General features: G+C 69.0%; 19 protein-coding genes and 1 tRNA gene. 11 read left to right on the top strand and 9 right to left on the bottom strand.

Annotated features, from left to right (window positions below; genetic code table 11):
- Window positions 1-82: 82 nt before the first annotated feature.
- Both MKK55_RS22545 and MKK55_RS29235 read right to left on the bottom strand, forming a co-directional pair.
- Complete coding sequence (locus tag MKK55_RS22545; protein WP_279596327.1) at window positions 83-1,000, bottom strand: AEC family transporter; 918 nt, start codon at window positions 998-1,000, stop codon at window positions 83-85.
- Window positions 1,001-1,116: 116 nt separating this feature from the next.
- The gene (locus MKK55_RS29235; RefSeq protein ID WP_243937742.1) at window positions 1,117-2,049 is read right to left on the bottom strand and encodes a 3-hydroxyacyl-CoA dehydrogenase NAD-binding domain-containing protein; all 933 of its coding nucleotides are present in this window, start codon (window positions 2,047-2,049) and stop codon (window positions 1,117-1,119) included.
- A gap of 114 nt (window positions 2,050-2,163) precedes the next feature.
- Here MKK55_RS29235 and MKK55_RS22555 point away from each other — a divergent pair, with 114 nt between their 5' ends.
- The 5 genes from MKK55_RS22555 (at window position 2,164) to MKK55_RS22575 (ending at window position 6,833) form a co-directional block, all read left to right on the top strand.
- Window positions 2,164-3,144 (top strand): ABC transporter substrate-binding protein, encoded by a 981-nt coding sequence (locus MKK55_RS22555; protein ID WP_243937744.1) that lies wholly within the window; start codon window positions 2,164-2,166, stop codon window positions 3,142-3,144.
- Window positions 3,144-3,953, top strand: coding sequence for an ABC transporter permease (locus tag MKK55_RS22560; RefSeq protein ID WP_243937746.1), 810 nt, complete (start codon window positions 3,144-3,146; stop codon window positions 3,951-3,953). The genes MKK55_RS22555 and MKK55_RS22560 overlap by 1 nt, the downstream gene beginning before the upstream one ends.
- 7 nt (window positions 3,954-3,960) lie before the next feature.
- Window positions 3,961-4,755 (top strand): ABC transporter ATP-binding protein, encoded by a 795-nt coding sequence (locus MKK55_RS22565; protein WP_243937748.1) that lies wholly within the window; start codon window positions 3,961-3,963, stop codon window positions 4,753-4,755.
- A 94-nt stretch (window positions 4,756-4,849) separates the two neighbouring features.
- Window positions 4,850-5,503 (top strand): ABC transporter ATP-binding protein, encoded by a 654-nt coding sequence (locus tag MKK55_RS22570; RefSeq protein ID WP_147726065.1) that lies wholly within the window; start codon window positions 4,850-4,852, stop codon window positions 5,501-5,503.
- Between the two features lie 88 nt (window positions 5,504-5,591).
- Complete coding sequence (locus MKK55_RS22575; protein ID WP_147726066.1) at window positions 5,592-6,833, top strand: capsule biosynthesis protein; 1,242 nt, start codon at window positions 5,592-5,594, stop codon at window positions 6,831-6,833.
- 28 nt (window positions 6,834-6,861) lie between these two features.
- Here the strand turns inward: MKK55_RS22575 and MKK55_RS22580 are convergent, their stop codons facing one another.
- On the bottom strand, window positions 6,862-7,602 hold the full coding sequence (locus MKK55_RS22580) for a general stress protein (protein ID WP_243937749.1): 741 nt from the start codon (window positions 7,600-7,602) through the stop codon (window positions 6,862-6,864).
- 197 nt (window positions 7,603-7,799) lie between these two features.
- On the opposite strand from MKK55_RS22580, the gene flhA reads away from it, so the two are divergent.
- Complete coding sequence (gene flhA / locus MKK55_RS22585; protein WP_243937750.1) at window positions 7,800-9,947, top strand: flagellar biosynthesis protein FlhA; 2,148 nt, start codon at window positions 7,800-7,802, stop codon at window positions 9,945-9,947.
- Here the strand turns inward: flhA and MKK55_RS22590 are convergent.
- The 6 genes from MKK55_RS22590 to fliI form a co-directional block, all read right to left on the bottom strand.
- On the bottom strand, window positions 9,859-10,380 hold the full coding sequence (locus tag MKK55_RS22590) for a hypothetical protein (RefSeq protein ID WP_243937751.1): 522 nt from the start codon (window positions 10,378-10,380) through the stop codon (window positions 9,859-9,861). The two genes, flhA and MKK55_RS22590, sit on opposite strands and share 89 nt — an antisense overlap.
- Complete coding sequence (locus MKK55_RS22595; RefSeq protein ID WP_243937752.1) at window positions 10,377-10,778, bottom strand: hypothetical protein; 402 nt, start codon at window positions 10,776-10,778, stop codon at window positions 10,377-10,379. The genes MKK55_RS22590 and MKK55_RS22595 overlap by 4 nt, the downstream gene beginning before the upstream one ends.
- A gap of 24 nt (window positions 10,779-10,802) precedes the next feature.
- A complete protein-coding gene (locus MKK55_RS22600) occupies window positions 10,803-10,940 on the bottom strand; it encodes a hypothetical protein (RefSeq protein ID WP_243937753.1) in 138 nt (45 codons plus the stop codon).
- Between the two features lie 29 nt (window positions 10,941-10,969).
- The gene (locus MKK55_RS22605) at window positions 10,970-12,004 is read right to left on the bottom strand and encodes a lysylphosphatidylglycerol synthase domain-containing protein (protein WP_243937754.1); all 1,035 of its coding nucleotides are present in this window, start codon (window positions 12,002-12,004) and stop codon (window positions 10,970-10,972) included.
- 173 nt (window positions 12,005-12,177) lie between these two features.
- On the bottom strand, window positions 12,178-12,585 hold the full coding sequence (gene fliJ, locus MKK55_RS22610) for a flagellar export protein FliJ (RefSeq protein ID WP_147728232.1): 408 nt from the start codon (window positions 12,583-12,585) through the stop codon (window positions 12,178-12,180).
- Between the two features lie 86 nt (window positions 12,586-12,671).
- Window positions 12,672-14,027: a flagellar protein export ATPase FliI gene (gene fliI / locus MKK55_RS22615; protein WP_147858182.1), complete on the bottom strand. Its 1,356-nt coding sequence runs from the start codon at window positions 14,025-14,027 to the stop codon at window positions 12,672-12,674.
- A gap of 418 nt (window positions 14,028-14,445) precedes the next feature.
- On the opposite strand from fliI, the gene ctrA reads away from it, so the two are divergent.
- The 5 genes from ctrA (at window position 14,446) to MKK55_RS22640 (ending at window position 19,199) form a co-directional block, all read left to right on the top strand.
- Window positions 14,446-15,147, top strand: a complete 702-nt coding sequence (gene ctrA, locus MKK55_RS22620; protein WP_147727979.1) for a response regulator transcription factor CtrA — start codon at window positions 14,446-14,448, stop codon at window positions 15,145-15,147.
- 415 nt (window positions 15,148-15,562) lie between these two features.
- Entirely contained in the window at window positions 15,563-17,125 is a 1,563-nt protein-coding gene (locus MKK55_RS22625; RefSeq protein ID WP_147727980.1) for a 2-isopropylmalate synthase, read from the top strand.
- A 142-nt stretch (window positions 17,126-17,267) separates the two neighbouring features.
- Window positions 17,268-17,343, top strand: a tRNA-Lys gene (locus MKK55_RS22630).
- 174 nt (window positions 17,344-17,517) lie between these two features.
- Complete coding sequence (locus tag MKK55_RS22635) at window positions 17,518-18,315, top strand: ABC transporter ATP-binding protein (protein WP_243937756.1); 798 nt, start codon at window positions 17,518-17,520, stop codon at window positions 18,313-18,315.
- On the top strand, window positions 18,315-19,199 hold the full coding sequence (locus MKK55_RS22640) for an ABC transporter permease (RefSeq protein WP_243937758.1): 885 nt from the start codon (window positions 18,315-18,317) through the stop codon (window positions 19,197-19,199). The genes MKK55_RS22635 and MKK55_RS22640 overlap by 1 nt, the downstream gene beginning before the upstream one ends.
- The last annotated feature ends 14 nt before the right edge of the window (window positions 19,200-19,213 follow it).

Raw genomic sequence — 19,213 nt, forward strand, 5'->3', positions numbered from 1 at the left:
GGTCCGTTGCTCGCGAAGATAGACGGATGCGCGCCGACTTCCACCGCGCCCGGCGCGGCGAAGGGTCAGCCGCGCGCCGCTGTCACGCCCGGCCGAGCAGGGTCAGCCAGGCGATGGTGGTGAAGGGCGCGAGCAGCGTCGAGACCAGCAGGGAGGCCGCGATCAGCCCGGTCTCGGTGCGGTAGCGCATGGCGAGCAGGTAGGCGTTGATGCCGACCGGCATCGCCGCGAACAGGGTCGCGACGCCGGCATAGGCCGGCGGCATCGCGAACACCTTGGTCGCCAGCAGCCACACGATCAGCGGATGCACGACGAGCTTGAGCAGCGCGATCACCACGGCACCCGGCAGGTCGAACAGCACCCGGTAGCGCCGCAGCCCGGCGCCGAGCGCGATCAGCGCGCAGGTCGAGGCGGTCGCCGCGAACATGTCGATCAGCGACTTCGGGATGCCGGACGGGACGACGCCGCCCTGCTTCAGCGCCATCCCGATGAGCAGCGCCACGAAGATCGGGTTGCGGATCAGCACGAGAGCGAGGCCGCGCAGGCGCTGCCACAGGGAGCGACCGGCCTCCGCCTCGATCAGGAAGGTGGCGCAGCCCATCATCAGCGGCAGGTGGACGGCGAGCAGCAGGAAGAGCGGGAACGCGCCCTCCTCGCCGTAGGCCTGCAGGATGGTCGGGACGCCGACGAAGATCGTGTTGGACTGGCTCGCAGCGAAGCCGTGCAGGATCGCGCCCTGCCGCCCGATGCCGTCCCGCCGCCGCGCGATCAGCGAGCCGGCGAGCCACGACACGCCGGCGCCGCCGAAATAGGCGATCCAGTAGCCCCAGGCGATCTCGCCTTCGAGGCCGGGCCGGGTCAGCGTCGCGATGATCAGCGACGGCACGGCGATGGCGAAGACGTATTCCGACAGGCCCTCGCTCACCTTGTCGGAGAGCAGCCCGGCGAGCGCGGCGCCCCAGCCGATCAGGATGATCCCGAAGATCGGGACGATGATCATCACGGCGTTCACGGGATGGCCGACCGGTTCGTGTTCGAGGAGGTGCTGCGCATAGCACGCCCGTTGCGGCCGTCGCGCTGCGCCCGGCGCATGGCCGCAGCGAACCCTTGCGCCGGCTACGGCCCGGCCACCTCGGTCCGGGCCTTCAGGATGTCGATCAGCGCTCGGTCGCGGCGGGCTTCGAGGTCGGCGAGCGAGCGTCCGGCCGCCTCCGCCGCGACGCCCTCGACGATCGCGTCCTTCACCGCCTCGCTCAGGTCGGGATGGCCGAGGCTCTCCCAGCGGCGGACCTGGCTCGGGCCGAGATGATCGAGATAGTGCCGGATGCCGCCCGACCCGCCGCCAAGATGGTAGGTCATGTGCGGCCCCATCGCCGCCCAGCGCAGGCCCGGCCCGTTGCAGAGCGCGGCGTCGATGTCGGCGACGCTGGCGACCCCCTCGGCGACGAGGTTCACCGCCTCGCGGTACAGGGCCGAGGCGAGGCGGTTGGCGACGTGGCCCGGCATCTCGCGCCGCAGGATCACCGGGCGCCGTCCGAGCCCGGCGTAGAACGCCGCCGCGCGCTCGGCGACCGCGGCGTTGCCGGCGACGATCTCGACCAGCGGAACCAGGTGCGGCGGGTGGAACGGGTGGGCGACGATCACGCGCTCGGGCGTGCCGCAATCGGCGACGATCCGGCTGCGCAGCAGCGCCGAGGTGCTCGACGCGACGATCACGCCGGGGGCCACCCGCGCGTCGAGCTCGGCCAGGATCGCGCGCTTGACCGCCTCGTTCTCCGGCGCGTTCTCCTGGACGAAGACGGCGCCGGACACGGCTTGGTCGAGCGTCTCGCAGATCTCGAGGCGACCCGTGCCGGCCGGGCCGAGCTCGGCCAGCTGATCGCGGTATCGGGCGACGGACGCAAGCATCCGATCGGCGAAGCCGGGGGCGGTGTCGTAGGCCGCCACATCGAAGCCGTGCGCCAGGAAGAGCGCCGCCCAGCTCGCGCCGAGCGTGCCGCAGCCGACCACGGCTATCGGGCCGGTTTCATCCGTTTCAACAGCTGTCACCGCGTCGCCTCCCTGCGCTTTACTTTCAGTCGAGCCCGCGCCTAGTCAATGCGACGGCCGGCGTACAGCGTCGGGCCAAACGCAGGCGGGACGACCTGCGACTGGAGGACATGGATGTTCAAGCGCGCTTCGGCCGCCGCCGCCGCAATCCTGTTCCTGGCCGCCGGAGCGGCGCAGGCCGACGACGTCGTCCGCCTCGGGAACCTGAAGTTCGCCCATTACGGCGCGATCTCGTACATGAAGGAGATCGCCCCGAAGTTCGGCCTGAAGATCGACGAGAAGCAGTTCGCCAAGGGCGCCGACATCTATCCGGCGATGGCGGTCGACCAGATCGACATCTCGGCCTCGGGCGCCGACGGCGCGGTGGCGGCGCGCGGCAACGGCGTGAAGCTCTACGTCGTGGCGGGCTTCGCCAACGGCGGCGTGCGGATCCTGAAGCGGCCGGACCTCGACGCGGTGAAGACGCTGAAGGACGTGAAGGGCCTCAAGGTCGCCACCGTCCGCGGCGGGACGCAGGACCTGATGCTGCTCGCCGAGCTCGACAAGCACGGCATGACCTGGGGCGAGCGCGCCGGCAAGGACGTGCAGCTGATCTACTTCAACAACTACGCCGACCTGAACCAGGCGCTGGCGCAGAAGTACGTCGACGTGATCTGCCAGTCGGAGCCGCAATCGACCCAGGCGATCAGCGCCGGCTGGGGCGTAGAGGTGGTGAAGCCCTACGACACGCCGATCGGCATTCCGGTGCGTCCGCTCGTCATGACCGAGAAGATGTACAACGAGAAGCCCGAGATCGCCGGACGCGTCCTCAAGCTGTTCGTGGCCGCGACCAAGGCGTTCATCGACGACCCAGCGCTCGCCGAGAAGTACGTGCGTGAATCGGTGTTCAAGGGCCAGCTCTCGAGCCAGGACTTTCGCGACGGCATGGCCAACGCGAGCTACACCTACGACGTCCCGGCCGGCCACATGCAGACGACCACCGACTACATGATGAAGTACGGCCTGGGTAAGATGGTGACCCCGCCCAAGAGCGACGCCGAGTGGGTGAAGACCGATCTTCTCGACAAGGCCAAGGCCGAGCTGAAGATCAAGTGATGCGGCTGTCCTCGCTTCGCGGCGCGATCGTCCCGGTCGGGCTGCTCGTCCTCTGGGAGATCCTGACCCGGGTCGGGGTGTTTTCGCCGATCGTCCTGCCGCCGCCGAGCGCGGTCGCGGTGAAGTGGTATGCCGGCCTCCTGCCCGCCCTCCCCTACGAGCCGGGCCAGGAGAGCTACGCCGCCTGGCTCTTCTCCGGCGAGATGCCGCACGACGCGGTGTCGAGCCTGACGCGGGTGCTGTCGGGCTTCGTCATCGGGGCCGGGCTCGCGGTGCCGACCGGGCTGATGCTCGGCACTAGCGACCGCCTCTACGCGCTGTTCAACCCGCTGCTGCAGGTGCTGCGCCCGATCCCGCCGATCGCCTACATCCCGCTCGCCATCGTCTGGTTCGGGCTCGGCAACCCGCCCGCCCTGTTCTTGATCGCGCTCGGCACCTTCTTCCCGGTGCTGGTCAACACCATCGCCGGCGTCCGGCAGGTCGACTCGATCTACATCCGCGCAGCCCGGAACCTCGGGGCGAATTCCTGGACGATGTTCCGCCGCGTGATCCTGCCGGCGGCGAGCCCCTACGTGCTGGCCGGCATGCGGATCGGGATCGGCACGGCCTTCATCGTCGTGATCGTCGCCGAGATGATCGCGGTCTCCGACGGCCTCGGCTACCGCATCCTCGAGGCGCGCGAGTACATGTGGTCGGACAAGATCATCGGCGGCATGCTGACGATCGGCATCCTCGGCCTGATCATCGACGGCGCGATGAGCCGCCTCAACGACCACCTGCTGCGCTGGCATCGCGGCCTCGAGCGATAGGCCGTTCATGTTTGCAGAGATCGTCGTCGCGAACGCCGTGAAGGTGTTCGGCTCCGGAACCGCCGCGGTCGCGGCGCTGCAGGACATCACCGCCACGGTGCCCGAAGGCCAGTTCCTGTGCCTGCTCGGCCCCTCGGGCTGCGGCAAGTCCACCCTGCTGAACGCCATCGCCGGCTTCACCCCGCTGACCGACGGGCGGATCACGCTGGGCGGCCGCCCGGTGACCCAGCCGGGGCCGGACCGCGGCATGGTCTTCCAGGAATACGCGCTGTTCCCGTGGATGAACGTCGAGGACAACGTGCGCTTCGGCCTCGACATCAAGGGCGTGCCCAAGCCCGAGGCGACCGTCACCGTCGACCGCATCGTCGCGACGCTCGGCCTTTCCGACTTCCGCAAGCGCTATCCGAAGGACCTGTCCGGCGGCATGCGCCAGCGCGTCGCGATCGCCCGCATCCTGGCCCTCGACCCGCCGGTGATGCTGATGGACGAGCCCTTCGGCGCGCTCGACGCCCTGACCCGCCGAACGCTGCAGGACGAGCTTCTCCGGATCTGGTCGGAATACCGCAAGACGATCGTGTTCGTGACGCACTCGATCGAGGAGGCGATTTACCTCGCCGACCGCATCCTGGTGATGACCTACCGCCCGGGCCGGATCAAACGCGACGTCGTCGTGCCGATGCCGCGCCCGCGCGATCCGGCGAGCCAGGACTTCAACGCGATCAAGCGCGAGCTCGGCGCGCTGGTGATGGAGGAGCAGCAGCGCTTCACCAACGCCGAGCTGCACGCCCCGGCCGTCGATTAGGCGCGCGGCCGGCCATCCTCAGATTCGCCGTTTTCGGTGCGCACAGCCGCGGGGCGGCCTGCCGACCCGGTCGCGCCGAGGAGACCGGCCCGCGGTGATCCGCTTCGAGAACGTCACCAAGATCTACAAGACCGACGGCCACCGCCGCACGATCCTGGAGCGGGTGTCGCTGACGCTGAAGCCCGGCATCAGCTACGGCATCCTCGGGATCAACGGCGCCGGCAAGTCGACGACGATGCGCATGATCGGCGGCACCGAGGAGCCGACGAGCGGCAAGATCAAGCGGAACCTCCGGGTCTCCTGGCCGCTCGGCTTCGGCGGCGGCTTCCACCCGATGATGACGGGGCGCGACAACGTGATCTTCGTCGCCCGGGTGTACGGCGAGGACCCGAAGCGGGTGCTCGACTACGTCGAGGACTTCTCCGAACTCGGCAGCTACCTCGACGTGCCGATCCGGACCTACTCCTCCGGCATGGGCTCCCGCCTCGCCTTCGGGATGAGCATGGCGATCCCGTTCGACTGCTACCTGATCGACGAGGTCACGGCGGTCGGCGACGCGCGCTTCCAGCGGCGCTGCTCGGAGGTGTTCGCCGAGCGGCGCAAGTCGGCCGACGTCATCATGGTGTCCCACTCGATGGAGACCATCCGCGAGTGGTGCACGCAGGGCATCGTGCTGATCAACGGCCGCGCGATCATCTACGAGGACGTCAACGACGCGATCGAGGTCTATCGCCGCCTGAACGCGTGAGGATGCGCGGCGCGGCGGACATCGTTTCGCCGCGCACGAAGCCGAGGGTGGTCGCCGCCTCCGCCGGGACAACGGAAACAGCAGGTCCATGAACGTCGAGATCCGCAATCCCCAGGGCCAGCCGCTGACGACCGCCGACCGGTCCAAGGCGGTGGCGGAGTCGCTGAGCCAGATCGCGCGGCTGTCCCGCTTCGCCGACCGCAAGAAGGGCATCCGCTCCTACCAGAGCCACGTGAAGAGCGATCCGTGGCTGCCGATCCTGTTCGTGCTCTGCTTCGTCCTGCCGACCGCGCTCGGCGGGATCTATTACGGCCTCATGGCCTCCGACCGCTTCGTCACCGAGGCGCGCTTCGCGCTGCGCCCGGCGCTCGGCGGCGCCGAGAAGGCGACCCCCGACGCGGTCGGCACCAACGCCGGCGTTCCCAAGGAGATGCTGGCCCAGGACGTGCTGATCACGCACCAGTACGTCCTCAGCCGGCCGATGCTGGAAGTCATTCAGGCGAAGCTGCCGATCCGGGAATGGTTCAGCCGGGATCAGATCGACTTCCTCTCCCGCTTCGACGCCGAGAAGCCGATCGAGAAGTTCCTGAAATACTGGCGCGAGCGCGTGAACGTCGAGCTCGAGGGCAGCTCCGGCATCATGTCGCTGACGGTGTCGGCATTCGACCCGGCCGAGTCGCTGGCGATCACCAAGGCGGTGATGGCGGAAGCCGAGCGGATGGTGAACGAGCTCAGCATGCGCGCGCGCACCGACGCGGTCGCCGAGAGCAACCGCGAGATGCGCCTCGCCGAGGAACGCCTCGCCAAGATCCGCCTCGCGGTGCGCGACCTGCGCAACCGGGACGGCGTCCTCGACGCGCAGAAGGCCAACGAGACCAATCTGAAGGTGATCGGCGAGCTTCGTGCCGCGCGCATCAACCTGTCGGTTCAGCTGACGATGTCGCTGCGCGACCTCGCACCGGAATCGCGCCGGATCCAAGACATGAAGGCGCAGATCAAGGACCTCGACGACAACATCAGCCGGATCGAGCGTCAGTCGGCGAGCCAGGATCCGGAGCAGAAGCGCCTGCTTTCCGACGCGCTGACGCGCTTCGAAGCCTTGGACAACGAGCGCAAGGACACCGAGAAATACTACGCCAAGGTCATCGCCGCCAACGAGCGCGCGCGGATGATCGCGGCGCGGCAGATCGAGTTCTTCAGCCCGATCGTCGAGCCGGTGCTGGCGGAATCCTCGACGCAACCGCGGCGCCTGCTGATGAGCAGCCTGGTCGCGGCGGGCGCGGCGGTGTTCTTCGCCGCCGCCCTGTTCGCCCGCAAGCAGATAACCTGATCGCCGCAAGGCGACTAGGTTCGGGCGGTCAGCGGCGGTCCGATCCGAAGGTCTGGGTCGGCGCAGGCGGCGTGCCGGCGGCCTTGTGCTCCTCCGCCGGCTGCAGGGTGTGACCGCTCTCGGTGTCGAGCCCCGTCGTGGTCGAGCCCGCGGCGCCGATCGCGGTCGACCCGATCTCACCCCTCGCCCCGTCCGAGCCAGTCATCCCGCCGGTCCAGCCCTGTGCCCGCCAGCCCTGCGCCCGCTCGTCGAGATCGATCGAGCCGTGCCGATCGAGGATGGCGAGGACGCGGTCGGCATGGCCCTCGTCGACGCGCGCGGTGACGAGGGTCCCGCCCCGGCGCACGCCCTCCGTATAGGTCTCCGCCTCGTGCTCGCTGAGGCCGGCGCCGGTCAGCGCGCCGAGCAGCCCGCCCGCCGCCGCGCCGACGCCGGCGCCGGCCGCGGTCGCGATGAGCCAGCCCGCCGCCACCACCGGGCCGATGCCGGGAATCGCCAGCATCCCGAGCCCCGCCAGGAGGCCGGCGCCGCCGCCGAGCACGGTGCCGAGCGTCGCGCCGGTGCCGGCGCCTCCGACGTTGGCGTCGTTCGGGTCGGACGAGCGCGTCGGATCCCCGACGGGGGCCAAGCGCCCGGCGTGCCGATCCTCGGCGTTGTTCGCGACGATGCTGATGTCGCCGTGCGGAATGCCCTCGGCCTCGAGCTTGTCGACCGCGCGGGCTGCCGCGTCGTAATCGTCGAACAGGGCGGTGATGGCTCGCATCGCCATGGGCATTCCTCCGGTGTCGAACCTCGGATCGCGCAACCCGCCTGGACGGCGGGCCCGATCCCGAGCCCGTTCAAGCCCCGGGATCCGAGCCGGGTTCCAGCTTGGCCTTAGGCATCGATCGCGTCCGTTAAGGCGCCGCTAACCATCCGCCCGGCAGATCTTGCCGGGTCCGCCTATCGCGGGCGGGAGCGGTGGACATGAGCGAGACGGCGATCGCGTCGGAGCGGAGCGGAGGCCTGTCGGCGCTCGCCGGCTTCTCGATGCCGAACCGCGCCAGCCTCGATGCGCTCACCAAGCGCACCGACCTGTTCTTCGCCACCGCGGTGATGGGCATCCTCGCGGTGCTGATCTTCCCGCTGCCGTCGGTGCTGCTCGACCTGCTGCTCGCCGTGTCGATCATCATGTCGGTGCTGATCATGATGACCGGGCTGTTCATCGACAACCCGCTCGAGTTCACCGTCTTCCCGACGCTGCTGCTGATGGCGACCATGCTGCGGCTGGCGCTCAACCTCGCCTCGACCCGGCTGATCCTCGGGCACGGTCACGAGGGCACGGCGGCGGCCGGCCACGTGATCGAAGCCTTCGGCAACTTCGTGATGGGCGGCAACTTCGTCATCGGGATCATCGTGTTCGCGATCCTGATCATCGTGAACTTCGTCGTGATCACCAAGGGCTCGGGCCGCATCGCCGAGGTCGCGGCGCGGTTCACCCTCGACGCGATGCCCGGCAAGCAGATGGCGATCGACGCGGACCTCTCGGCCGGCCTGATCGACGAGAAGGTCGCCAAGGCGCGGCGCTCGGCGCTCGAGGAGGAATCGTCGTTCTTCGGCGCCATGGACGGCGCCTCGAAGTTCGTCCGCGGCGACGCGATCGCGGCCCTGCTCATCACCTTCATCAACGTTGTCGGCGGCATCATCATCGGCGTCGCGCAGCAGGACATGGCGATCGGCGCGGCGGCCAAGAGCTACACCCTGCTCACCATCGGCGACGGCCTCGCCTCGCAGGTTCCGGCGCTGATCGTCTCGACCGCGGCCGGCATCCTCGTCTCGAAGGCCGGCGTGAAGGGCTCGGCCGACAAGGCGCTCGGCAAGCAGCTCGCCAACTACCCGAAGGCGCTCGGCATGTCCTCGGGCGTGATGGTGCTGATCGCGCTGATGCCCGGCATGCCGATGCTTCCGTTCCTCGCCCTCGCCGGCGCCTCCGGCTACGCCGCCTGGCGGTTCGCGAAGACCGCCCGCGAGGCGCCCCCGCTCGATGCCGCCGGCGTGCCGATGGACGCGGCGGCGGTGGCGGCCGCGGCCAAGGAGAAGGAGGAGACGGTCACCGACCTCCTGAAGCTCGACGAGCTCAAGCTCGAGATGGGCTACGCCCTCCTCGCCCTCGTCAACGGCGAGGGACAGGACCGGCTGACCGACCAGATCAAGGCGCTGCGCCGGCAGCTGGCGGCCGATCTCGGCTTCGTCATGCCCTCCGTTCGGATCCTCGACAACGTCCAGCTCGATGCCAACGCGTACGTCGTGCGCGTGAAGGAGATCGAGGCCGGAACCGGCCAGATCTTCCCCGGCCAGTTCATGGCGATGGACCCGATGGGCGGGCAGGTGCAGCTTCCCGGCCAGCACATGCTGGAGCCGACCTTCGGCCTGCCGGCGACCTGGATCGACGCGTCCCTGCGCGATCAGGCCCAGCTCAAGGGCTACACGGTCGTCGATGCGGCCACCGTCGTCTCGACGCACCTCACCGAGATCATCAAGGCGCACGTCTCGGAACTTCTCAACCACGTCGAGGTCTCGAAGCTGCTGCGCGAGCTGTCCAAGGAGCACGCCGACCTGGTCAAGGAGGTCGTGCCCTCGCAGATCAACACCACCGGCATCCAGCGGGTGCTGCAGTTCCTGCTGGCCGAGCGCGTCTCGATCCGCGACCTCGGCGCCATCGTCGAGGGCATCGCCGAGGTCGCCGGATCGATCAAGAACCCGCGCGACATGGTCGAGCACGTCCGCGCGCGGCTCGGCCGCCAGATCTGTGCGCAGTATCAGGGCGCCGACGGCATGCTGCCGATCATCACCCTGTCGCCGGCCTGGGAGCAGGCCTTCCTCGATTCGATCGTCGGCGAGCGCGACGAGCGCTACCTGGCGATGCAGCCCTCGAAGCTCACCGAATTCGTGCAGACGGTGCGCGACCGGTTCGAGACCGCCGCCCGCATGGGCGAGATGCCGGTGCTCGTCACCTCGGTCCAGGCCCGGCCGTTCGTCCGCTCGATCATCGAGCGCTTCCGCCGCGAGACGCCGGTGATGAGCCAGGCGGAAATTCACGCGCGGGCGCGGCTTCGCAACGTCGGCTCGGTCTGAGGTCCGGCGGCGGATAATCGAGCGGCAGGCTTCGAACGCCGCGGCGATAGGGAAATCGCGCGCGTTGCAGCGGGTCCGGACCCGTGAAGATCAGGCGAACCCGGAAGGCGACCGGGCTCGCGCAGAGCAGGTAGTCGCGCAGGTTCGGCTCGTCCGGCAGGAACCACGCTGTGGTGAGGTAACGCGCGTCGTCCCGCACCCATCCGGGGATCGGCAATCCCCAACGGCGTACAAGATGCTCGGCGATCGCACCGAGATAGGCGTCCGCGCGCCGATCGCCGACGAGTCCGGGATCGCCGGCGATCATCGCCGCCTGGCGCTCGATCTCGCCGTCGAGCGCGTAGAATGCGTCGAGAAACTCGCGGCTGTGATGATCCCATTCGCCATCCTCGCGGATGCGGATGGCGAGCGCGTGCAGCGTGGCGGGTCTCACGGCGACGCGTCCAGGACGCCCGGAAAGCGGAGTTGCGCATCGATCGGCGGGGCTTCGTCGTAGATCGACGCGTAGAGGGCGTGCAGGCTTTCCAGGTCGAGGATCCCGAGATGGGCGGCGAGCGCGCGGGCATCGTCCATGTCGCGCGTTCCGCGATCGAGGCTGCTCAGGGCGCGGAGCTTCATGGCGAGGAGATAGTGCGGACGGGCCACGAGCGTCCTCAGCCCCGGGAGGCCCTCGCTGGGATAGGTGCCCGACACATCGAACAAGCTCTCGGGCTCGTCGAGGGGCGTGAACATGCCGACGGCATTGTTGAGCCAGTCGGGATCGAGGCCCATCAGCCCGGCGACCCGGGCGACGGATGGCGCGAGCGTCGCCTCGTCGAAACCTTCCCGCACCACCGCGTCGACGTCCCGCGTCGATCACCGCCATGCGACGCGAAGGATCAGAGCGCCGCCACGGTGCACGGCCAGTTCGACGAAAAGGCCGCGCGCGGCCAGATCCGCTCCAAGGGCCTCAAGGGCCTGCCGCAAGCGCTCGTGGCCGAGCGGTTGCGCCATAAGCCCTGTCTCTCACACCGTCTTCTGCTTCAGGTCCCGCTTGATCTTCTCGGATCGAGGCCGGGCGCGACGAGCGGCGGGTCCGGCGTGGGGGCTGCCGACGTCCCGGTCCCGCGCAGGGCGCCGGCCAGGCGGTTGCGCTCGTAGAGCAGCACCACGATCACCGAGATCAGGAACGGAAGCCAGAAATAGAACATCCGGAAGACGAGGAGCGCGGCGATGATCGAGGGCCGAGCGATGTCGGGCATCGCCACCACGAAGACCAGCTCGAACACGCCGAGGCCGCCCGGCGCGTTCGAGACCAGCGCCGCCGAGAACGAGGCGAGGAAGACCGCAAGGACCACGAGGAAGCCGGGATTGTGCGCCTCGGGCAGCGCGAAATAGATGATGCCGGCGGCCCCCAGCAGCTCCAGCGGGGCCGCGATGATCTGCCGGATCATGATCGGCGGGCGCGGGTACTCGAGCTTGAACGACCGGATCGTCAGCGGCTTCAGCCGGAGCAGCGAGCCGGCGATGTAGAGCGCGACCGCGCCGAGCAGGACAGCGCCGAGGGTGCGGGCGGTGCTCGGGTTGGTGAGGATCGCCGGCAGGTAGCCCTGGAGGCGCGTCAGGGTATCGGGGAGCGCGACGAGCACGAAGCCGCCGAGCAGGATCGTCCCGAGGCCGAAGGTGAAGGAGCACAGGGCCACGAGCACCGCGACCTGCGCGGCCGACAGGCCCTTGGCGGTGTAGGCGCGGTAGCGCACCACCGCCCCGGAGAACACCGAGGCGCCGATGTTGTGCGACAGCGCGTAGGTGGTGAAGGAGCAGACCGAGACGAAGAACGTTGAGATGTGCGTCACGCCGAGATGCAGCAGCGCGATCCGGTCGTACCAAGCCAAAGCGGCGTACGCGACCAGCGTCGACAGGGCGGCGAGCAGGAAGCGGTGCGGCGGGATGGCGGCGAGGCTACCCTTGATCTCTGACAGCGAGATGCCGCGCAATTCACGAAACAGCAGGTATCCGGAGACGATCACCGCGGCAAGGCCGACGATCGGCCAGATGAAATCGCTGATCTTCTTCATGGACACCGACACCTCGGGGGGAACGCCCCTGATGCGTCAGGACGCGACGCATCGCAAGCACGCCCGCGGGAGCGCGCCTGCGCGGTCTGATGTCATCGGATCATGACGGTTTCGTGCCGCCTTGCCTCTCGCGCGGACGCGCCCGCGCCTGAGGCGCTGGGGCGCGGCTCGCCTCAGGCGCGGGCGCGGGCGAGGCCGATCCCGTCCATCGCCGCCTGCTCGCGGACGGCTTCCGCAGCGCGCTCGGCCGAGCGCTCGCGATCGTCGAGGATCTCGACCTTCTTCAGGTCCTCGAACGCCTCGCCGAGCTCAGCCTTGGCCTCGGCGAGCTGGCCTTCCAGGGCGATCGCCGATTGGCGCATGTTGTCCCGGCGCGTGGCGGCGGCGCGGGCGTAGGTCGGGTAGGCGAAATGCCCGATGTCGGTGATACCGGCGCGGGCCTCCTCGTGGACGACCTCGCGGTCGAGCTCCATCGCCATGCGCTGGAAGTCGGCCATCATCATCTCGATCTGGGTGACGCGGCGGCGCTTCTCGTCGACCTGAAAGCGGCGCAGCCGGATCAGCGTGTCACGCGATTTCATGGGATACGCTCACTCCACACAACGCAGGAGATCCAGGCATATGACCCGAGGAGCGGAGGCGGCGAAGGGCCGCCGCACCGCACGTCTCAGGAACCGCCCACGATCTCCGCGAGCCGTGCGTAACCATCGCCGATGGAGGTTGCTTCTTCCTTACCCTGCCCCAGAAAAGCCTCCAATCGCGGCATGAGCGCCACCGCCTCGTCGACCTCGGCCGAGGCGCCGGCGCGGTAGGCGCCAAGGCGGATCAGCTCCTCCATGTCGGCGAAGGTCGCGAGCAGCTTGCGCGCCCGCCGCACCACCGGGAGGAAGGCCGGGTCGCAGGACCGCGGCATGGTGCGCGAGACCGAGCGCAGCACGTTCACCGCCGGATAGCGCCCGCGCTCGGCGATGGAGCGCTCCATCACGATGTGCCCGTCGAGGATGCCGCGCACCGCATCCGCCACCGGCTCGTTGTGGTCGTCGCCCTCCACCAGAACCGTGAACAGCGCCGAGATCGTCCCCTCCCCCACGCCGGGGCCGGCGCGCTCGAGCAGGCGCGGCAGCTCCGAGAACACCGTCGGGGTGTAGCCCTTGGCGGTCGGCGGCTCGCCGGCGGCGAGGCCGATGTCGCGCTGGGCCATGGCGAAGCGCGTGATCGAATCGATCATGCACAGCACCTTGGCGCCCTGATCGCGGAAATGCTCGGCGACGGAGAGGGTCACGTAGGCGGCGTTCCGGCGCATCAGGGCCGGCTCGTCCGAGGTCGCGACCACGACCACGGACCGGGCGAGGCCGGCGGCGCCGAGGTCGTCCTGCAGGAATTCCTGAACCTCGCGGCCGCGCTCGCCCACGAGACCGATCACCGCGACGTCGGCGGCGGTGTAGCGGGCGAGCATCGACAGCAGCACGGACTTGCCGACGCCGGAGCCGGCGAAGATGCCCATGCGCTGCCCGGCGCACATCGTCAGGAAGGTGTTGAGGCAGCGCACCCCGAGATCGAGTGGCGTCCCGACGCGGCGTCGGGCATGGGCGGGCGGCGGGTCGGCCCGCAGCGGGTAGATCTCCGGCCCGCTGGCGAGCGGGCCGAGGCCGTCCACCGGGCGGCCCAGCGCATCGACGACGCGCCCGAGCCAGGCCGGCGAGGGCCGGATCGCGCCCGCGGCCTCGTCGCGGACGAAGGCGGGGCAGCCGCGGCGGACGCCCTCGAGCGAGCCGAACGGCATGGCGAGCGCCCGGTCGCCCTGAAAGCCGATGATCTCGCACGGGATCAGCCCGGCGCTGCCGGCGCCCTCGACGTCGAGCCGCCCGCCGAGCCGCATCGCGGCGACGGGGCCTGCGACCTCGACGAGCAGGCCGCGAATCGCGACGACCCGTCCGTAGGTCTCCAGCGGCTCGACGCGCTCCAGCCCGGCGCGGATTCCCGAGAGCGTCCGTGCCGCGGTCCCACCCTGGTCCTGCGTCATTCCTGAAGCCCTAACGGTTCGTTTACCTCCCTCCTTAACACTGCGGTCATCGGGCTTGTAGCGGGGCCGATCGCAGTGCTGGTCCGGGTCCCTCGATCCGCTCAGGACATGCGTGCTGGATGTGGCGGAACGGTCACAAACGGGTGCGGCCCGTTACGGGGGAAGGACTTGGCTGGGGCGGGGGGCGCGGCGTCGGCCGCGGACGGTTTGTGCGGTGAGAACAGACCGCAAACACCGGACGCAAAAAGGTCGAGGCGGGGTCAAACGATCGCTTGCCACACAGAATCAGGTTTTGTTAACGATTAACGAATAGCGTTTCACGTCAATGACGATGGGGCGTCCGTCCACAGGCCGGTGGCGGACGAATGGCGGCGACGTGTCCGAACGCTGATACGGCCGGCCGGGCTGGGGATCGACGATGCGGGTACTTCTGATCGAGGACGACGGCGCCACGGCGCAGAGCATCGAGTTGATGCTCAAGTCCGAGAACTTCAACACCTACACCACCGATCTCGGTGAGGAAGGAATCGATCTCGGCAAGCTCTACGATTACGACATCATCCTGCTCGATCTGAACCTGCCCGACATGTCGGGCTACGAAGTGCTTCGCAACCTTCGCGTCGCCAAGGTCAAGACGCCGATCCTGATCCTGTCGGGCATGGCCGGCATTGAGGACAAGGTGAAGGGCCTCGGCTTCGGCGCCGACGACTACCTCACCAAGCCGTTCCACAAGGACGAGCTCGTGGCCCGCATCCACGCGATCGTCCGCCGCTCGAAGGGCCACGCCCAGTCGGTGATCACCACCGCCGACCTGATCGTGAACCTCGACCAGAAGACCGTCGAGGTCGCCGGCTCCCGCGTCCACCTCACCGGCAAGGAGTACCAGATGCTGGAGCTCCTCTCGCTGCGGAAGGGCACGACGCTGACTAAGGAGATGTTCCTCAACCATCTCTACGGCGGCATGGACGAGCCCGAGCTGAAGATCATCGACGTGTTCATCTGCAAGCTGCGGAAGAAGCTCGCCAACGCCAGCCAGGGCAAGAACTACATCGAGACCGTCTGGGGCCGCGGCTACGTGCTGCGCGAGCCGATGGACGCCGAGGAGCGCATCGCCGTCTGATCCTCGCCCGCCCCGGCTCTTCCCTCTACAGGCACCCGCGGATCGCTCCGCGGGTGCCTTCTTCGTTGCGGCGGCCGGTTTCGCCGCTCGGCCGGTCGACGGTTGCGCTTGTCTTCGGGCCCAACCAGGGATATCCACGCTGCCTGCGTCGCCGGCCCCGCACATCTCCGTGCGGTCCCGAGATCGGCGCCGAGGAGAGACGAGCCTTGGCCAGCGCCGGCTCAGCACCCGTCATCGTCGAGGCCGCGACCGCGGCGTCGCTGACGCGCGCCCTCCGCTCGCTTCTGCTTACCCGCCCCTGAGGGCCGTCCGGGCGTTCGCCTGGGCCTTCAGGGGATCGCATGGCCGACCTCACAGGCTTCGAAGGCCGCCCGATCCGCTCGGCGGGGGCGCGCCGCGACAGGGTGGACAACCGATGACCAGCGTTTCCGAGACGAAAAAAGACCGCGTCGTGATCTTCGACACGACGTTGCGCGACGGCGAGCAATGCCCGGGCGCGACCATGACCCTTGACGAGAAGCTCGCCGTCGCCGAGCTGCTCGACGCGATGGGCGTCGACGTCATCGAGGCCGGCTTCCCGATCGCCTCGAACGGCGACTTCGAGGCCGTCTCGGAGATCGCCCGCCGCGCCAAGCGCGCCACCATCGCCGGGCTCGCCCGCGCCATCCCCGCCGACATCGCCCGGGCCGGCGAAGCGGTGCGGCACGCCCGCCAGGGGCGCATCCACACCTTCGTCTCGACCTCGCCGATTCATCTCGCGCACCAGATGCGCAAGACCGAGGACGAGGTCGTCGAGATCATCCTCAAGACGGTGGCGCAGGCCCGCGACCTCGTCGCCGACGTCGAGTGGTCGGCGATGGACGCGACCCGCACGCCGATCGACTACCTGTGCCGCTGCGTCGAGGCGGCGATCAAGGCCGGCGCGACGACGATCAACCTGCCCGACACCGTCGGCTACGCGACGCCGGGCGAGTACCGCGCGATGTTCGAGGCGGTGCGCGAGCGTGTGCCGAACGCCGACAAGGCGATCTTCTCGGTCCATTGCCACAACGATCTCGGCCTCGCGATCGCCAACACGTTGGCCGGCATCGAGGGCGGCGCGCGGCAGGTCGAGTGCACGATCAACGGCATCGGCGAGCGCGCGGGCAACGCGGCGCTTGAGGAGGTGGTGATGGCAATCCGCACCCGCTCCGACGTGCTGCCCTACGAGACCGGCATCGAATCGACGATGCTGACCCGGGCCTCGAAGCTCGTCAGCCACGCCACGAACTTCCCGGTACAATTCAACAAGGCAATCGTCGGCCGCAACGCCTTCGCGCACGAGAGCGGCATCCACCAGGACGGCATGCTCAAGCACGCCGAGACCTACGAGATCATGACCCCGGCCTCGGTCGGCCTCACCAAGACCAACCTGGTGATGGGCAAGCATTCCGGCCGCGCCGCCTTCCGCTCGAAGCTCGACGAGCTCGGATTGAGGCTGTCCGACAACCAGCTGCAGGACGTTTTCGAGCGGTTCAAGGCCTTGGCCGACCGCAAGAAGAACGTCTACGACGAGGACATCGAGGCGCTGGTCGACGAGAATCTCGCCACCGCGCACGACCGCATCCGCCTGGTCTCGCTCTCGGTCATCGCCGGCACGCGCGGGCCGCAGCGCGCGACCATGAAGGTCGCCGTCGACGGCAAGACGCTCACCGAGGAGGCCGACGGCAACGGGCCGGTCGACGCGGTGTTCAACGCGATCCAGGCGCTTGTGCCGCACGAGGCGCAGCTCGAGCTCTACCAGGTCCACGCGGTTACCGCCGGCACGGATGCCCAGGCGGAGGTCTCGGTGCGGCTGAAGGCCGGCGAGCGCTCGATCACCGCACGCGGCGCCGACCCCGACACCCTCGTCGCCTCGGCCAAGGCCTACCTCTCGGCGCTGAACAAGCTCTCGGCCTCGGCCGTACGCCTCCACGCGCAGCACGCGGCGGCGGAGTAGGCCGAAAACCGACCGGCCCGGGGGAAAATTCCCGCTCGCGGGCAAAAACCGCGAACACGGGGTGGACAGCCCCCGGCCCGGTTGGTATCAGCCCGCATCGCAGCGGGACTTGGTGGACCGCGGCGGATCGCTCAATGCGATCGGGCGCATAGCTCAGTTGGTAGAGCAGCTGACTCTTAATCAGCGGGTCCTAGGTTCGAACCCTAGTGCGCCCACCAAAAGATTCCGAACTTCGATGATGTCTGGGCAGGACGCGGTCGCGCGTTCTGCCCTTCTTCGTTTGGTCCGGCGCCAGCGATCACGCGTGTCTCGCCGATTCGGCCTCGCGCCTGCATTCTGCATGCAGTTTGGCCCGGGCCTTGCTGGATCCCGCCGTCAGCGTGGAGCCGGTGATGGATGCGGTTGCGAACGGCCGGGTCGTGCAGCTCGCCCTGCGGGGCATCCGCAAGGCGTTCCCGGCGAAGGGTGGTGCCGTCCCGGTGCTCGACGGGCTGAGCTTCGACATCTACGAGCGCGACTTCGTCAGCATCATCGGGCCGTCCGGCTGCGGCAAGACCACGGTCTTCAACGTGATCGCCGGCCTGCTCGAGCCCGACGCGGGGACGATGCGCTTTCGCGGCGAGATCGTGCCCGGCCTGTCCGGCCGCGTCGGCTACATGATGCAGAAGGACCTGCTGTTCCCCTGGCGCACGGTCCTGCAGAACGTGATGCTCGGCCTGGAGATGAAGGGCGTCGACGCCAGGGCCGCCACCGAGACGGCACGGGACTACCTCGCCCGCTTCGGCCTGTCCGGCTTCGAGAACGCCTACCCCAAGACCCTGTCAGGCGGTATGCGGCAGCGCGCGGCGCTGATCCGGACGCTGATCATGGATCCGGACATCCTGCTCCTCGACGAGCCGTTCTCGGCGCTCGACTACCAGACCCGGCTCTACCTCGAAGGCGTGCTGCTCGACGCGGTCGAGACCTTCCACAAGACCGTCGTGCTCGTGACCCACGACATCGACGAGGCGGTGGCCCTCTCGAAGCGCGTCGTGGTGCTGGGCAATCGCCCGACCCGGGTGAAGGCGGTGCACGACATCGCGCTCAGCGATCGGTCGCCGATCGGCGCCCGCAGCGATCCGCGCTTCTCCGAGTATTTCAATACGCTCTGCGGCGAGCTCGACATCCAGACCAGCGCGAGGGCGGCCTGATGGCGATCCAGATCCTATCCCACGAACAGGCACCGCCGGAGGCGGCGAGCCGACCGACGCCGCCGGCCCGACGCCGCCGGCCCGGTGCCCTGGCACGGGCGATCGACACCACGCTCGGGCGCGGACTGATCCAGCTCCTCGCGGTGGCCGTGTTCTTCGCGGCTTGGGAGGTCGCGGTCGATGCCGGCTGGCTCACCGAGTTCCTGGTCGGCGCGCCCTCGGGCATCTGGCGGGTGTTCGTCAAGAGCGTGCTCGACGGCAGCCTCGCCCACGACACCTGGCTCACGGTGGTGGAGGCCATCCTGGGCTTCGTGATCGGCACCGCGATCGGCTCGGTCGCGGGGCTCGGGCTCTGGTACTCGGTGCTGGTGGCGCGGATCGTCGAGCCGTTCATCGTCGCGATCAACTCGGTGCCGAAGATCGCGCTCGCCCCGATCGTGATCCTGTGGTTCGGCACCGGGTTCGTCTCGAAGGTCGCGCTCGCGGTCTCGCTGACGGCGCTGGTCGCGCTGATCGCGGCGTACCAGGCCGCCCGGGACGCCGATCCCGACCTGCAGGCGCTGCTGGCCTCGATGGGCGCCTCGAAGAACCGGATCTTCCGCTCGGTGATCGTGCCGTCGACGCTGCCGGCGATCATCGGGATGTTCCGGATCAACATCGGCTTCGCGCTGGTCGGCGCGGTCGTCGGCGAGTTCATCTCGTCCCAGGCCGGGCTCGGCCACCTGATCTACAACGCCTCGTCGCTCTACGACCTCAACGCCGTCTGGGTCGGGCTGTTCGTGCTGATGTTCGTCGGCTTCCTGCTCTACCACGTCATCGATTTCGCCGAGCGCCGCATCCTGCCGTGGCGGCAGGTCGACACCGCCGGCAGCGTCCAGGTCTGAGTTCCAAGCCGGCG

Source organism: Methylobacterium sp. J-059 (assembly GCF_022829485.1).
In the GTDB taxonomy this organism is placed as follows: Bacteria; Pseudomonadota; Alphaproteobacteria; order Rhizobiales; family Beijerinckiaceae; genus Methylobacterium.

Coding starts and splice junctions, on each gene's coding strand:
- MKK55_RS22600 (WP_243937753.1), bottom strand. CDS start 10,940: ATGGCGCAACCGCTCGGCCACGAGCGCTTGCGGCAGGCCCTTGAGGCC.
- MKK55_RS22605 (WP_243937754.1), bottom strand. CDS start 12,004: ATGAAGAAGATCAGCGATTTCATCTGGCCGATCGTCGGCCTTGCCGCG.
- MKK55_RS22575 (WP_147726066.1), top strand. CDS start 5,592: ATGAACGTCGAGATCCGCAATCCCCAGGGCCAGCCGCTGACGACCGCC.
- MKK55_RS22545 (WP_279596327.1), bottom strand. CDS start 1,000: ATGATCATCGTCCCGATCTTCGGGATCATCCTGATCGGCTGGGGCGCC.
- fliI (WP_147858182.1), bottom strand. CDS start 14,027: ATGACGCAGGACCAGGGTGGGACCGCGGCACGGACGCTCTCGGGAATC.
- MKK55_RS22635 (WP_243937756.1), top strand. CDS start 17,518: ATGGATGCGGTTGCGAACGGCCGGGTCGTGCAGCTCGCCCTGCGGGGC.
- MKK55_RS22560 (WP_243937746.1), top strand. CDS start 3,144: ATGCGGCTGTCCTCGCTTCGCGGCGCGATCGTCCCGGTCGGGCTGCTC.
- MKK55_RS22625 (WP_147727980.1), top strand. CDS start 15,563: ATGACCAGCGTTTCCGAGACGAAAAAAGACCGCGTCGTGATCTTCGAC.
- MKK55_RS22555 (WP_243937744.1), top strand. CDS start 2,164: ATGTTCAAGCGCGCTTCGGCCGCCGCCGCCGCAATCCTGTTCCTGGCC.
- ctrA (WP_147727979.1), top strand. CDS start 14,446: ATGCGGGTACTTCTGATCGAGGACGACGGCGCCACGGCGCAGAGCATC.
- MKK55_RS22565 (WP_243937748.1), top strand. CDS start 3,961: ATGTTTGCAGAGATCGTCGTCGCGAACGCCGTGAAGGTGTTCGGCTCC.
- fliJ (WP_147728232.1), bottom strand. CDS start 12,585: ATGAAATCGCGTGACACGCTGATCCGGCTGCGCCGCTTTCAGGTCGAC.
- flhA (WP_243937750.1), top strand. CDS start 7,800: ATGAGCGAGACGGCGATCGCGTCGGAGCGGAGCGGAGGCCTGTCGGCG.
- MKK55_RS22580 (WP_243937749.1), bottom strand. CDS start 7,602: ATGGCGATGCGAGCCATCACCGCCCTGTTCGACGATTACGACGCGGCA.
- MKK55_RS22640 (WP_243937758.1), top strand. CDS start 18,315: ATGGCGATCCAGATCCTATCCCACGAACAGGCACCGCCGGAGGCGGCG.